General features: G+C 38.7%; 14 protein-coding genes. 3 read left to right on the top strand and 11 right to left on the bottom strand.

Translation table 11 applies throughout. The annotated features are described in order from the left end of the window. Window positions 1-42: 42 nt before the first annotated feature. Window positions 43-1,020, bottom strand: coding sequence for a hypothetical protein (locus HME7025_RS02485; RefSeq protein WP_130924556.1), 978 nt, complete (start codon window positions 1,018-1,020; stop codon window positions 43-45). A gap of 111 nt (window positions 1,021-1,131) precedes the next feature. Between HME7025_RS02485 and HME7025_RS02480 the strand changes: the two genes are divergently transcribed. Next, on the top strand, window positions 1,132-1,809 hold the full coding sequence (locus HME7025_RS02480) for a YggS family pyridoxal phosphate-dependent enzyme (protein WP_109322120.1): 678 nt from the start codon (window positions 1,132-1,134) through the stop codon (window positions 1,807-1,809). On the opposite strand, the gene HME7025_RS02475 is transcribed toward HME7025_RS02480, so the two are convergent. Further along, a complete protein-coding gene (locus HME7025_RS02475; RefSeq protein ID WP_109322119.1) occupies window positions 1,783-3,816 on the bottom strand; it encodes a BatA domain-containing protein in 2,034 nt (677 codons plus the stop codon). The genes HME7025_RS02480 and HME7025_RS02475 overlap by 27 nt on opposite strands. Window positions 3,817-3,880: 64 nt before the next feature. Next, window positions 3,881-4,354 carry a transcription elongation factor GreA gene (gene greA, locus HME7025_RS02470; RefSeq protein WP_109322118.1) on the bottom strand — a complete coding sequence of 158 codons (474 nt, stop codon included), beginning with the start codon at window positions 4,352-4,354 and terminating at the stop codon, window positions 3,881-3,883. A gap of 212 nt (window positions 4,355-4,566) precedes the next feature. On the opposite strand from greA, the gene fmt reads away from it, so the two are divergent. Next, window positions 4,567-5,484, top strand: coding sequence for a methionyl-tRNA formyltransferase (gene fmt / locus HME7025_RS02465; RefSeq protein WP_109322117.1), 918 nt, complete (start codon window positions 4,567-4,569; stop codon window positions 5,482-5,484). Here fmt and HME7025_RS02460 read toward each other — a convergent pair. From HME7025_RS02460 to HME7025_RS02445, 4 genes are read right to left on the bottom strand one after another with little or no spacing between them, the layout of a single operon-like run. Continuing rightward, window positions 5,474-6,472: a M15 family metallopeptidase gene (locus tag HME7025_RS02460; protein WP_109322116.1), complete on the bottom strand. Its 999-nt coding sequence runs from the start codon at window positions 6,470-6,472 to the stop codon at window positions 5,474-5,476. The two genes, fmt and HME7025_RS02460, sit on opposite strands and share 11 nt — an antisense overlap. A 10-nt stretch (window positions 6,473-6,482) precedes the next feature. Continuing rightward, the gene (locus tag HME7025_RS02455; RefSeq protein WP_109322115.1) at window positions 6,483-7,136 is read right to left on the bottom strand and encodes a LysM peptidoglycan-binding domain-containing protein; all 654 of its coding nucleotides are present in this window, start codon (window positions 7,134-7,136) and stop codon (window positions 6,483-6,485) included. A gap of 3 nt (window positions 7,137-7,139) precedes the next feature. After that, entirely contained in the window at window positions 7,140-7,628 is a 489-nt protein-coding gene (purE, locus tag HME7025_RS02450) for a 5-(carboxyamino)imidazole ribonucleotide mutase (protein WP_109322114.1), read from the bottom strand. 12 nt (window positions 7,629-7,640) lie between these two features. After that, window positions 7,641-8,783, bottom strand: a complete 1,143-nt coding sequence (locus HME7025_RS02445; protein ID WP_109322113.1) for a 5-(carboxyamino)imidazole ribonucleotide synthase — start codon at window positions 8,781-8,783, stop codon at window positions 7,641-7,643. Window positions 8,784-8,867: 84 nt separating this feature from the next. On the opposite strand from HME7025_RS02445, the gene HME7025_RS02440 reads away from it, so the two are divergent. Then, entirely contained in the window at window positions 8,868-9,452 is a 585-nt protein-coding gene (locus HME7025_RS02440; RefSeq protein WP_109322112.1) for a DUF6580 family putative transport protein, read from the top strand. A gap of 40 nt (window positions 9,453-9,492) precedes the next feature. Here HME7025_RS02440 and HME7025_RS02435 read toward each other — a convergent pair whose 3' ends face one another. From HME7025_RS02435 to HME7025_RS02420, 4 genes are all read right to left on the bottom strand, one after another. After that, window positions 9,493-10,764, bottom strand: coding sequence for a metal-dependent hydrolase family protein (locus tag HME7025_RS02435; RefSeq protein ID WP_109322111.1), 1,272 nt, complete (start codon window positions 10,762-10,764; stop codon window positions 9,493-9,495). Between the two features lie 120 nt (window positions 10,765-10,884). Continuing rightward, complete coding sequence (locus tag HME7025_RS02430; protein ID WP_109322110.1) at window positions 10,885-12,126, bottom strand: 3-phosphoshikimate 1-carboxyvinyltransferase; 1,242 nt, start codon at window positions 12,124-12,126, stop codon at window positions 10,885-10,887. Between the two features lie 13 nt (window positions 12,127-12,139). Continuing rightward, window positions 12,140-13,351, bottom strand: a complete 1,212-nt coding sequence (gene mraY, locus HME7025_RS02425; RefSeq protein WP_109322109.1) for a phospho-N-acetylmuramoyl-pentapeptide-transferase — start codon at window positions 13,349-13,351, stop codon at window positions 12,140-12,142. Between the two features lie 63 nt (window positions 13,352-13,414). After that, window positions 13,415-14,875, bottom strand: a complete 1,461-nt coding sequence (locus HME7025_RS02420) for a UDP-N-acetylmuramoyl-L-alanyl-D-glutamate--2,6-diaminopimelate ligase (RefSeq protein WP_109322108.1) — start codon at window positions 14,873-14,875, stop codon at window positions 13,415-13,417.

Genomic DNA, 14,875 nt, shown 5'->3' with positions numbered 1-14,875 from the left:
TCAAAAATACTTCACAATCAAAAACTTGTAAGAAATAATTGCTTATTTAACTTCGAAAGAACCAAGGCCAATCAGGAAACCTTCTGCATATAACTCAATTTCATGCTTCCCTTCTCGGTAAGGGACTGATCTAGCATAAATAAATTCTACAGACTGGTGATTGTTTTCATAAAATATACGCTGCTTGGCTGTATATGAAAGCTCCTTTCCCTTAAAACTTAAAGTTCCTGAACCCAATGAATAATCCGACAATGTCTGCCCCGTCGGTTCTATAATGCGTAAGTAAATCGTTTTTACTTCCTTAGAAGCCAATGGATTTTCCTGCAAGTGGAAAATAACCCGAATCTTATCTATTTTTTTCGATTTATGAATCCCAACTTCTTTACCTCGGGATGAAATAGCATACACATTCACTCCCTCTGCTCGCAATGCTGCGGCAACAGATACCTTTTCTACCAGCTCTTGATTTCTTACTTCCAAAATCCTAGATCGCTCATTTAACTCTCTTTGCTTTAAACCGAATGTTTCTGAGGAATCTTTCAAGGCTTTCTGAACATTGGATAAACCATCTTGCAATAATTTTGCCTCACGACTTAAGGAATCGTTTCTGGCTAACAAAAAGGTATTTTCTTTTCTTAATTTCTTAATTTCCTGATCTTTCAACCCCAATAAACGCAGATAATAAGCCAACTTATGCTTAAAATCAGCCTCATTCATTTTAGGATTTTCAGCTAATTCCTTTTTATCCCCCAAAATTTGTTCACGAGCAATTTCTAACTCGCTCACTCGTCCACCTAATTTCTTGATTTGAATCATGCGCAATTGCAATTGCTTCGAGATAGAATCCAGTTGCTCACTGGCACTCTCCGCAAACTTCCCCTCCGTTTTACCTAAGGAAAACAGTTGAATTTGATAATGTTCACACACCCAAAGCCCGCTCATTAATAGAAGAAGCAAAGAAAGCACTCCAATAACCCGCTGCTGACTTTTCTCTTTGGAACTCATAGTATCTGACTCCATGTTCAAATTTTTCTTGTAAGAGCCGACGTATATCATACTCCTAGAATCAAAAATAATAAATTAATTTTACTTTTATTTTTTTCTTCATTCAATCTTTTACAAATTTCAACCATGTCCATCGCTCAACATATTTCAACGATACTGTCACAATTGAAATCCAGTTCTGCGAAACTCATCGCCGTGACCAAAACCCGAAGTATTGAGGAATTGAAATCTACGTATGAAGCTGGTATTCTAGACTTTGGAGAAAACCGAGTACAAGAAATGGTAGAAAAACAAAGTCAACTTCCTCCTGACATCAGGTGGCATCAGATTGGTCATTTACAAACGAATAAAGTAAAATATATTGCTCCTTTTGTTCATTTGATTCATTCAGTTGACTCCTTTAAACTCTTAAAGGAAATTAATGCACAAGGGAAAAAACTGGGGCGTATCATTCCATGCCTGTTTCAAATGTACATTGCTCAAGAAGAAAGTAAATTTGGCCTTGATCAAAATGAATTACTGAGCATATTATCCAGTCCTGAGTTTGCGGAATTGCAACATATTAAAATCATCGGTCTGATGGGAATGGCTAGTTTTACTGAAAATGAAGCACAAATAGTAGCCGAATTTAGCTCCTTACATGATATATTTATCGAACTTCAAACTAATAAAACAGGATACTCGACTGGCCTAGTGGAATGGAAAGAATTGTCCATGGGTATGTCGGGAGATTTCCTCATAGCCGCCAAGCTAGGTTCAACCATGGTTCGTGTGGGATCAGCGATTTATGGTGCTCGTTCCTGAGAATCGACTATTCCAAATAACCAGTACCATTTCTACCAAAAAGAAAAATAGGGCCAACCCAAAACAATGCATCGCCCAGCTTGCCTGAGGATTATCTTCCCCTAAGTCCAAGGGAACTTGTTGACTAATACTTACCTGCTTTTGACCTTGATAATTCGCTTCTAATTCTTTAACAGAATAGGTAGCCAATTGACTGAACTCTTTCGGGTAATTAAGAGCTAGTATACTCATTGTTTTTCCACCTACTTGGGCCTCAATAAAACCATTTGCCCCAGATCTTATATCCTGCATCATACTTAGTGGAATACGACATAGCCATGATTTCCCCAGCCAATTTTGTTCTGGAATAAAGTTTTGACCTTGCTTATTCCAGCTCAATAAACTTTTCTCCGCAGATTGATATACAAAATCTGGGCTAGCCTTGATTTCTATTCCTTTGGAAGATATCCGTTGATGTAAAACTGGACTCAAAGCACTGGATAAGACCATTTCATGCCAAACAGGTAAAAATAAGCCGTGTTTATTAAATCTATCTTGCTGACTAAGTACATGGGATGAAAACAAAAATACAGCTCCTTGACCTACCTTAATTTTTTCTAAAAAAGGCTTCCCATTCATCCAAGAAATCAAGACTTCATTCCCTGGATTCCACTCCCAAAGCGGTTTGGAAGTCCATAATTTAGCAGCATTATTCAACAACTTTTTAGCTAATATTTCTTGAAAAAAAGATTGCCGAGTAGAAACCTGTTGAACGGGTAATTCGGATTGAGAGGTTGTTTCAATTTGCTTTCCTGTTCCAGATAAAAAACGATTGATATCTTGCAAAACGGCCTCATTGGGACCTTGATCAGGAATTATGGCCAAAGTATGTCCTTGAGCAACCCAAGCATTTAATGCTTTCCAATCGGAAGCTGATCTTCCCTCCACACCCACCAAACACACAAATGCATCATCAGGCAAATGTGAAGGCAATATCTCCGCCGCGGAAATAGCTTTGAATTCAAAAAACTCCTCTTGCTCAAATACCTTTTCCAGATTTTGGGGATTACCAACTACATCAATTTTACGTGGCGCAGAACTTTGTAACATGAAGTAAAAGCTGTTATCAAATGCTACGGGATCATCCGACATTAATTTTGCTTTATAAAGACCCGATTTGGCCAAAGAAAATGGAAAACGCAATTCGGTCACTTCTTCTGGCTCTAAGGTAACAGATTGGGTAGCCATCTTGAAATCATTCAAATACAAAGACATTTGCCTGTTTTTAGCAGATTTGGTTCCGCCATTTTTCAACCGTACAATCAATTCATAACTGGTATTAGGACGAATAAATTTAGTGGATAAACGTAGGCTATCCACATATATATTATCATAATCAATCCCTTTCAATGGATGTATGACATAATTCCCTTTTGAAGGAAACTGAGGTAAGGCTTTATTCTTTGAAAAATCGGAAAACCAATACAACAAGGGATCTTGATTATTTTCTTCAGCGATTTGTTGGGCATGAGCCAATACTTGTGCATTCTTCACAAGATCCATTCCTGGCCCACGTTGATTCCATTGTTCCCTGATTTGAGGCCATGCTTTAGGCTCAAAATCTTGACTTTCAAAATCATTGAAAAACAATTGAGCTTGCCCATTGGGGCTAGAAGGAAGGCTTTGGGATTTCTCTAAATATGCTTTTCTTGATCCTATTACTTGAGCTGGACTATTATCAACATAAAGCACCAATTGAGTATTAGAACCTTGACCGATAGACATAGGTCCAAGAGGATTAGCAAATCCTAAAATTAAAAATATCAGACTGAGTAATCGAGCTATTAAAAGCCAAATTTTCTGCACCTGTTTTAAACCTTTGCCTTCTTGATGAATCTTTTCAAGCCAACTTAAATCAGAATAAAATAGCACTTTGGCTGCTTTTTTGTGATAAAAATGCATCCAAAGGGGTATGGCTAATCCCAATAAGGCCCATAAATACATGGGATGGGCAAAATGAATATTCATATCCTCTAAAATACAAAAAATCCCAATCGCTTGATTGGGATTTCAAGATTTGAATGTGATAATATTAACGAGTAAGAGATATAATTTCAAATTCCAATTTACCTGCTGGAGCTTGGATTTCTGCCAAATCTCCCACCTTCTTTCCTAACAATCCCTTTCCAAATGGAGATGAAGCTGATATTTTACCTGAACGCAAATCAGCCTCTTCTTCAGACACAATGGTGTAAGTAACGACAGCACCTGATTTTGTATTCTTAATTTGTACAATAGAATAAATAGACACTTTGGACAAATCGATGGTTGATTCATCTAAAACACGAGCGTTGGCCACAATTTCTTCCATTTTAGATATTTTCAATTCTAAAAGTCCTTGAGCATCTTTAGCTGCATCGTATTCGGCATTTTCACTTAAATCACCTTTATCACGCGCTTCTGCAATTTGCTTAGCCATATCTGATCTACCTTGAATCTTTAGGTGATGCAATTCCGCCTTTAACTTATCTAGGGCCTCTGCGGTGTAATATTGTAACTTTGCCATATGCTTTATTAATTATAAAGGGTGATAAAAACAAAATAGAACGGCCTCCGACCGTTCTACTTAATTTATTCGTAGTTTTGCTTCGGATTCGTTCCTAAAATAAATATTTTATAAATAACACGTAATTCGGTTTATTTTGCCCTGCAAAGGTAATTAAAAAGCTGAGAGATTCCCAAATCATTTCGAATATCCGAATTATTGATCATTTCTATATGCGCATTGTCTTTTTTGGTACTCCTGATTTTGCTGTTGCTAGCCTTGAAGCTTTAATTGAAGCTAATTTTTCGGTTGTAGCCGTAGTTACAGCCCCTGATAAACCTGCAGGTAGAGGCCAACAAATTCAAGCTTCACCTGTGAAAGTTTTTGCCGAAAGTAAAAACTTACCCGTTTTACAACCACACAAGTTAAAAGACCCTGCCTTTTTAGATGAATTAAAATCATACCAAGCTGACTTACAAGTGATTGTCGCATTTCGGATGCTACCAGAAGCAGTTTGGAACATGCCCCCTTATGGCACTTTCAACCTACATGCTTCACTTTTGCCCAATTACCGAGGTGCAGCCCCTATCCACTGGGCCGTGATTAATGGGGAAACCGAAACAGGTGTAACCACCTTTTTCTTGCAACACGAAATCGATACAGGAGATTTATTATTTCAAGAAAAAGAATCTATCTCTCCGACGGACACCACCGGTCAGCTCTATGAGCGTTTGATGAAAAAAGGTGCCAAATTGGTCGTTAAAACAGCACAAGCCATTCAAGAGAACAATATCCATCCTACACCTCAGCAACTAAATGGTGACATGAAACCTGCCCCAAAATTACATCGGGCAACAGGAGAAGTACATTGGTCAAAGACGGGACAAGAGATTGTCAATTTAGTTCGTGGTATGCATCCATTCCCTGGATCACACACGCAGTTTCAAGGGAAAAACTGTAAGCTCATTCAAGTTGAATTTCATCCGGAAATCATACCCGATTTAGGTATTGGAGTGTGGGATTCGGATCAAAAAACTTACCTAAGGGTAGGATGCGCAGATGGCTACATTCAGATTTTGGAATGGCAGATGGAAGGGAAAAAACGCATGAAAATAGCTGAATTTCTAAGAGGTTACTCTTTCACATGGTAGATTGTCGCTGCCAAAAACCAAGCGGGAAAAAATATCCATTGCTCCCTCGCTGCACATAAGCCCATTGCTCCTTTAAATTAATGTGAATCCTAGGTTTAGGATTTTCCTGATAGATTTTCAACCAAGCTTGTGCATTTTCTGGTATGGTTTGAGCTCTCTCACAAAGACATGGTTGCTGCAAGCGAAATTCATTCATAGCTTCCAACAGGTCTTTGGTATCCTGAACTAAGTCTTCCCTCCCAATACTGGTTTTTTGAACATAAATTTGTTCATAATTACTTTTAAAATGCTCAAATTCAAATGCCAAATTGGGATGTTGACGGAGTAGCTCTGCCGAATTTTTGAAAGCCTGAATATGCCCTAAGTCAGGGAATCCAACAAAATCTCCTCCCCAAAACAAGCCTAAGTCTTTTGCTATAGTGCCCATTTTATCATACATCAATCCACGTTTCAAATAGCGTCTTTTGCGATAAATAGCTACATCTGCAGCTAAACTAAAATTATGCATCGATAAGGCTATCTTAGATTTTCCTCGTTTTTGTAAGGATAATTGTTGTTTCAAAGAGCGTGATTCCGACGAATAGCGCATGGAATAATATTTGAACTTGAATTTAGCCTGTAAACTATCCTTCAAGGAATTAAATAGGCTAATATCATCTGCTAATTCCAAAGCCCAAAAAGCCGTGAGATCTGGTTTATCTATTAGTATTCGTTGAGCTAGATATTCGTCTACCGAGTCATTCTTCCGAAAAGTGCTATCCGATTGAAAGATCTTTTCTGTACGCAAACCTTGCGCGTCTTCCAAAATAAGGGTCAAATTGGGAAACGGTTCAAGCGTAGAAAGACTGTCTTGTTGAGCAAACATCCATACCAAATCCTTCCATTGAAGACTATCCAATCGACTATTTTGACAGGTTCTTATAACAGATTGCGAATAAGCCGCGTGGCAAATAATGCTCAGAAATACGAGTATTAGCGCTTTCCGCATGAAGTAGAAATTAATGTAAAGGGATAATCAGCTGCTCGCCGCGTAAGGTAATATCTTGATCTTTATGATTTACCTCCATCAAAGATTTTTTGGAAACGCCATATTTGGCAGCTACTACCCGAAGCACATCCCCAGGACCTACTGTATGAATAGTTTGGATCTTAACATTCAATTTCGTTACCCCCACTTTAATTCCATTGGGATCAACTCCTGGATTAAGTGCTTTTAATTGATCAGGCTTTAATCCAAAACGATTGGCTATACCAAAGAATGTCTCTCCTTTTTCCACCGTATAGGCATGACTTTTACCTCCAACATTTTTTAGGGATTCTGACTCAGGCACTTTTTCTGCTTCAGCTTCTTTTTTCTGCTCTTCCAATGCTTGTTGTGCTGCAGCAGCAGAATCATCCTGATTTGAAGAAGTAGTAGCAGGTTCCAAATCTTCTGTAGAATCAATGATGATAGGTGTTGGATCATCCAACAATGTTTCATCCTCCTCCATTTTCAGCTTTTCTGCCTTGACTAATTCTTCAGATTTCGGGCTCAAAAAATGTTCATAGCCCACCATCATCAGCCCCAATAAGGTAGCCAATAATATCAGCAAGGTGATAATAGGCAGTTTGGCTGTAGAACTATCTTTAATGAATGAAAAAGGATTTTTCATGAATTATGACAAATTTGATTTTGTTTTTTGGCTCATCTCAGCCACTTTTTCAATTAAATCTTGCTTATAAGCCAGTAATTTTTGAGATAATGCTTGATCCGAAATAGCTAACATTTGTATCGCTAAGATTCCAGCATTTTTGGAAGCATTCAATGCAACTGTTGCCACTGGAACACCATTGGGCATTTGTAAAATAGACAAAACAGAATCCCAACCATCAATGGAATTAGATGATTTCACTGGAACTCCAATGACTGGTAAAATTGTGGCTGAAGCTACCATACCTGGCAAATGAGCTGCGCCACCTGCACCTGCAATGATTACTTGGACACCCCGATCTTTTGCTGTTTGTGCATACTGGAGCATTTTAACAGGAGTACGATGTGCAGATACAATATCTACCTCATATGCAACCCCAAATTCCTTACAGATTTCGATCGCATCTTGCATGACCGAAAGATCTGAACTACTTCCCATGATGATTCCTACCATATCTATTGCTGCTTAACTAATAACACGAATGATTTTTTTAATTTGATTTGCTTTCTCCTCTACTTCCTCTCTACTCTCACCAATAATACTTACATGCCCCATTTTGCGAAAGGGTTTCGTTATTTTTTTTCCGTATAAAAATGGAAAAACACCTGGAATGGCTAATGCTTCCTCCAATCCTTCATATTTTACTTTTCCAGTATACCCAGCCTCACCTAAAAGATTCAACATCCCCGCAAAAACAGTCGTGGAGGTATCTCCCAAAGGCAAGCCTGCGATGGCTCTTAAATGCTGCTCATATTGGGAAGTGGTATTTGCTCGAATCGTTTGATGACCCGAATTATGTGGACGAGGAGCAATTTCATTTATTAGTACCTGCCCGTCTCTGGTCAAAAACATTTCTACGGCCAAAAGACCCACCATTTTCATTTCTTGAATCAATCTAGTTGCAATGTCGACTGCCTGTGCTTCGATTTCATCTGAAATAGCGGCTGGTGAAATTAAAAACTCAACTAAATTCTGAACTGGGTGAAAAACCATTTCCACTGCTGGAAAGGCCTTAACTTCCCCATGTATATTTCTCGCAACAATGACGGCCAATTCCTTATCGAAATCCACTGCTTTTTCTAATAGGCCAGGTGCATCAAATCCCTCAACGATTTGAGAAGCATCAGCAATAAGCTGAACTCCTTTCCCATCATATCCCCCTTTACCCAACTTTTGATAGGCTGGTAAAAAATCTAGATGCTGATTTATTTCTTCTCGAGACTCAATCAATCGGAAGTCGGCCGAAGGAAATCCATATTGCTGAAAAAATTGTTTTTGAGTTCTTTTATCCTGAATCATTCGCAGCAAATGAGGCTGTGGGTACACTTGCTTCCCTTCAGAGGCTAATTTCTCTAAAGCATCAATATTGACATGTTCAATCTCAATACTGATCAAATCATGTGCTTGGCCAAATTGATATACGGTATCAAAGTCTTGAAAAGACCCTTGTGTAAATTCGTATGCCAGGCGATGACAGGGTGCTTCTGGGTCTGGATCTAGGCAAGAAATTTGAAAATCCAAATCAATGCCTGCTTGTAAAAGCATGCGTCCTAACTGTCCTCCCCCTAATAATCCAATTTTTGGCAAATCCTGATACATAAATTCCATTCGAATGGATAAAATTACGGCTTTTGTTTTACCTTTGGAAATTATTTTCCTAGTCCAAAATAGATTCTTTCAAATTTTAAGATAATGTCGAAAAGAACGCTTACTCTCATTTGCATTTTATTGCTAGCCGTTGCTAGCCGACTTTTAATATTGGCTGGACCCGCTTGGGCTAATTTTTCTCCAATTACTTCGATGGCCTTATTTGCTGGAGCCTACTTTAGCAGTAAATCCCAATCCATTTCTTGGACTATTTTAAGTATCTGGTTGGCTAATTTAGTCTTAAACAACCTAGTTTACCCACAATACTACGAAGGATTTTCATTGGGTTTCGCTCCAATACACATGTCGCTATTTGTGGGGATTTCTTTATTAGGTACCTACATGTTGAAAAACAAGATTACGGCATTAAACTTCCTTGCATCTAATTTAGCAGCCGTTATTGGTTTCTTTTTACTTTCCAATTTTGCAGTTTGGTTAAACCTTCCTAGCCTAGGTACGGCAGTTGTAGGTGACGAATTAGTGTACACGAAAGACTGGAATGGATTAATGCAATGTTACGCCATGGGCTTACCTTTCTTGAAAAATAGCTTGGTAAGTCAATTCCTATTTTCAGGTATTTTCTTTGGGGGATTTGAATTACTAAAAAAACAAGTTCCCGCTTTACGATAAGCATGAGCTAACACGAATAGCCAGCCCATGCTGGAAAATCTTATTCGTTCTTGTAGACTTTACCTTCTTTCATCACAAATTTCACTCGACTCATCGACTGGATGGCTTCCGCTGGATTTCCTTCTACGGCAATGATATCAGCCCATTTGCCTGGCTCGATTGAACCTAGCATATCACTTTGACCTAATAAATCAGCTGCATTAACGGTGGCAGACTGTATCGTTTCTAGTGCAGGCATGCCTGCTTCATGCATCAGCTCAAATTCTCGGGCATTTTTGCCATGGCCAAATACTCCTGCATCTGTTCCAAAGGCTATTTTAACGCCTGCTTTATACGCTTTACCAAAAGTAGATTGAATCATTGGACCAATGGCCAAAGCTTTTAAACGAACCACTTCTGGATAATAATTGGGAATTTTGGCTGAGTCAGCTGTTGATCTACCTGCAATAACTGTTGGCACATAATAAGTGCCATGCTTTTTCATCAATTCCATAATCTCCTCCGTCATATAGGTTCCATGTTCAATGGAGCTAACTCCTCCTAAAACAGCACGTTTAATTCCTTCTGCACCATGGGCGTGAGCTGCAACTTTAAATCCATAATCCTTAGCCGTTTGCACGATAGCCTGAACCTCCTCGACCGTAAACTGAGCACCCATACCATCCTTGGCATAGCTCAAAACCCCACCCGTTGAAGCAATTTTAATGACATCAGAACCTTCTTTATAACGTTGTCTAACTGCTTTGCGAGCATCATCTACACCATTGATAATGCCTTCTTCCGGCCCTAAATCTTTGGTATAATATTGGTTTACCCCATTAGTACCGTCCATATGCCCACCGGTAGTGGAAATAGCAACTCCGGCAGCAAAAATCCTTGGTCCTTCCACCAAACCACTATTGATGGCATTCCTTAAACTTATGCTGATCAGTCCTCCCAAATCACGAACAGTGGTAAATCCAGCCATTAGGTTTTTCTTTCCAAAAACTAGTGCCTGATAGGCTTGATCTCCTGGATTTTTCACAAAACGATCTAAATACGCATTGGGATTAGTCTCACTCCGCAAATGAACGTGCATGTCGATTAAGCCTGGCATCACGGTTCTATTTTTCAGATTAATTAGTATATCTCCTTTTTCAGGATTGATATAACCCGATGATACACCGACAATCTTTTTCCCTTGAACTGTAATGGACATATTGGGTAAGACCTTCAATGTTTTCACATCAATTAAATTACCGCAATGAATGATGGTTTTTTGAGCTAAAATAGGCTGAACCGCCCACAATAGAATAAGTAGGATTTTTTTCATAGGATGTTGATTTAACAATTTCACCCTTGTCGAGCGTAGATTTGACAACCTTCCAAAGGTTGTCAAATCTAAGTGAAAATCAAGACATATCTACATACTACTGTAATAAATCCAATTTACTTATTCCTTAGAATCCAATATTTTATCGATATGAGACCAAAAACTTGGATATGATTTTGCCACTACACCTGGCTCATGAATGACAATTTCAGCTAATAAACCTAGCGGAGCAAAAGCCATGGCCATACGGTGATCATCGTAGGTTTCAAATTCAGGAACCGCTTGCTCATTTAATGTCAAGGAACCTGATAATTCATATTTCAAACATGGTTCTACCTCAACTAAATTTCCTCCAATCTTCTTAAGTTCTTGTTGTAAAGCAAAAACACGATCCGTCTCTTTTACCTTCAATGACTCAATTCCTGTAAGTGTCAAATGGATATTTTTAGCTGTGGCTACCACACAAATGGTTTGAGCCAAATCTGGGCAATCCGTAAAATCCCAAGCTAAGCTTGATTTTGCTTCACATTTGGTCAGTAAAAATCCTCGACCTGTATATGTACTTTTAACCCCCATTTCAGCCATGATATACTGAATAGCGGAATCTCCTTGTAAAGAATTCTCTTTTAATCCCAATAGCTCTAAGGAAGCATCCTCATAAGGAGATAAAGCTACCATGGAATACCAATAACTGGCTCCAGACCAATCCGACTCTACAGCAAAGGGATTCACTTGATAACGTTGTGCTGGGATATTAATCACAGCCCTATTCCAATCTGCCTCGGCCTGAATACCAAAATGTTTCATTTGAGCCAAGGTCATTTCTACGTATGGCTTTGAACCTAAAGAACCTGTTATGGTTAATTCCAAACCTTCAGGCAACAAGGGTGCCAACATCAAAATAGCCGATATAAATTGAGAACTTACATCTCCGCGAATGGACAAATTTCTATTCCCTGCAAAGGTAAAACCATTCAATTGCATGGGTGGATAACCCTCTTTATTCAGATAAGTGATATCTGCTCCTAAAGTTCTAAGCGCATCAACCAAAATACCAATAGGTCGTTCACACATTCGTGGCGTACCCGTCATTTTTTTCTTTTGTCCCTTAATGGCATAATAGGCCGTCAAAAAACGCATCGTCGTGCCTGCATCTAATACATCTGCAACCTCTCTATTTTCTGACAATAAGCGAATCATGGTTTGTGTATCTCTTGCTTCTGCCAAATTAGATACATTGGATAATGCTCCTCCTGCTAGAGCATTGATAATCAAAGCACGATTGCTTTCCGACTTAGAAGCCGGTAATGGTATAATTTCTTGAAAAGATTTGTTTCTTGGGAATAGGCGAATTTGACTCAAAACTTGGTAGCGCTTAGCGCAATTTTAAGGTGACAAGTGAAATAACTGCTAAAATAATGCCCACAATTAGAAAGCGGATAACAATTTTAGCCTCATGGTAATTTTTCTTTTGAAAATGGTGGTGCAAAGGTGACATCAAAAAGACCCTCCTGCCTTCTCCATACTTTCGTTTGGTATACTTAAAATAAGCCACTTGAATGATGACTGATAGGTTTTCTACCAAAAAGATTCCGCATAAAACAGGAATCAACATCTCTTTACGAATAACAATTGCTAGCGTGGCAATTACTCCGCCCAACATTAAACTACCTGTATCTCCCATAAACACTTGGGCAGGATAGGCATTGTACCACAAAAATCCAATACAAGCTCCAACGAAAGCGGCACAAAAAATAGCCAGCTCTCCCGAATTGGGAATAAACATTACGTTCAAATATTGAGAAAATACTTTATTTCCTGATACATAGGCCAAAATAGCCAAAGTCAAACCGATAATCACTGAAGTACCTGCCGCTAATCCATCCAAACCATCCGTAATATTGGCTCCATTGGAAACGGCTGTGATGATAAAAATAACTACCAAAACATACACCACCCATACATAATGGTCCGGTATAAAATCAGGCAAAAGCATGTTGTAGTCGAACTGGTTATTCTTCAAAAAAGGCACCGTCGTCATCAAAGATTTATGATCCGTATAAGTCTGTAAAGCTGTACCATCCGCTAAAACACTTACTTTAGAAAACAACCTCACTTTGATATGCTCATTGAAATACATGGTCAAACCGACGATGACCCCAAGGCCAATCTGACCCACTATTTTAAAACGACCAGATAGACCGTCTTTATTTTTTTTAAATACTTTGATATAATCATCTGCGAAACCCACAGCACCCAACCAAATGGCGGAGGTTAGTAACAATACGATATATACGTTAGTGATTTTAGCAAAAAGCAAGGTGGGTATAATCAATGATAAAAGGATAATAAATCCACCCATGGTAGGTGTTCCTTTCTTTTGCATTTGACCTTCCAAACCTAAATCACGTATTTCTTCTCCAATTTGAAGTCGTTGCAGGCGATAAATTACTGCTTTACCCCAGATTGCCGCTATTCCCAAGGAGGTAATGATGGCCATAAAAACGCGAAATGAAATATATTGAAATACCCCTGCTCCCGGAATGTTCCATTGCTTGTCTAGGTAATCAAAAAGGTAATACAACATATTCCTGAACTTTTGGATTAGATATTAAAAACAAAAATGCAAAATTTTATAGCGATGTACAAATTAATTCAAAGCGTCAAAAGCTTCCTGAATGACCTGTTTATCATCAAAATCATATTTCACGCCTTGGATATCCTGATAGGTTTCATGCCCTTTTCCAGCTACTAAAATGATATCTCCTGCACCAGCCAATTGACGGATAGCATAAAATATCCCCTCTTTGCGATCAACTAACCTCGTCATTTTCACTTTATCTTCTCCACTCAATCCAGCCTCCATTTGATCCAAAATAAATTCAGGATCTTCTTTTCTGGGATTATCTGAAGTTAGGACAAAAGCATCTGAATATTTAGCTGCTAATGCGGCCATAATAGGTCTTTTACCCGAATCGCGATTACCTCCACAACCTACTACCGTAATGATTTTTTGATTTTTAGATCGAATGGCTTGAATAGTTTTCAGCACATTTTCTAATGCATCTGGCGTATGAGCATAATCCACAATGGCCATTTTATGATTACTCCCTCCCATTTGTTCAAATCTACCCGGGGCTGTTTTTAAGCTCGACAGTTGAATCAAAACTTCCAATGCATCCTCCCCTAAAATAATGGCAGTCGAATAAATGGCTAATAAATTATACGCATTGAATGTGCCAATTAATTGAGCATGCAAATGCTGCCCATTCATTTCCAATTGTAAGCCCGACAAACCATTGCTGATAATCTTGGCTTTAAAATCAGCTGCATTCAATAATCCGTAAGTATATTTCTTGGCTTTGGTATTTTGCAACATCACCATGCCTCGCTTATCATCTACATTGGTCAGCGCAAAGGCGGAAGCCTGAAGGGCATCGAAAAAACCTTTTTTAGCGGCGATGTAAGCATCAAATGTCTCATGAAAATCTAAATGATCTCGTGTAATATTGGAGAAAATGGCTCCACAAAATTGAACCCCAAAAATACGCTTTTGAACAACTGCATGAGAGCTTACCTCCATGAACACATGGCTACAACCCTCCTCCTTCATTTCTCTCAATAATGCTTGTAAGCTTAGCGCGTCTGGTGTGGTATGTGTAGCAGGAATAACTCGATCTTCAATCTTATTTTGAACCGTAGAAATTAAACCACAGCGGTGACCTAATTTTCTAAACAGCTCAAATAACAAGGTGACAGAGGTCGTTTTTCCGTTAGTTCCTGTAATACCTACTAATTTCAACTCTTTGGAAGGATGTCCATAAAATTCAGCTGCAGCTAAAGCTAGAGCTTCATTGCTATCCTTCACTTGGACACAAATCACATCGGAAGGAATATCTATGGGTAATTGCTCTACCACCCAAGCTTTACATCCTTGAGCATATACCTGTGGCAAAAATTGATGGCCATCCACTTGGGTTCCACGCATAGCAAAAAACAAAGAACCTTGCTCTGCTTTTCTTGAATCAAAACACAACATCTCAACCGATTGATCTTGACCTGTTATTTGTACAACAGGTATCGATTGAAATAGGGTCTGAACAGATGCCAT

This window comes from Aquirufa nivalisilvae (genome assembly GCF_003143535.1).
Classification (GTDB): Bacteria; Bacteroidota; Bacteroidia; order Cytophagales; family Spirosomataceae; genus Aquirufa; species Aquirufa nivalisilvae.
This window is presented reverse-complemented; position numbering and strand designations above follow the sequence as displayed.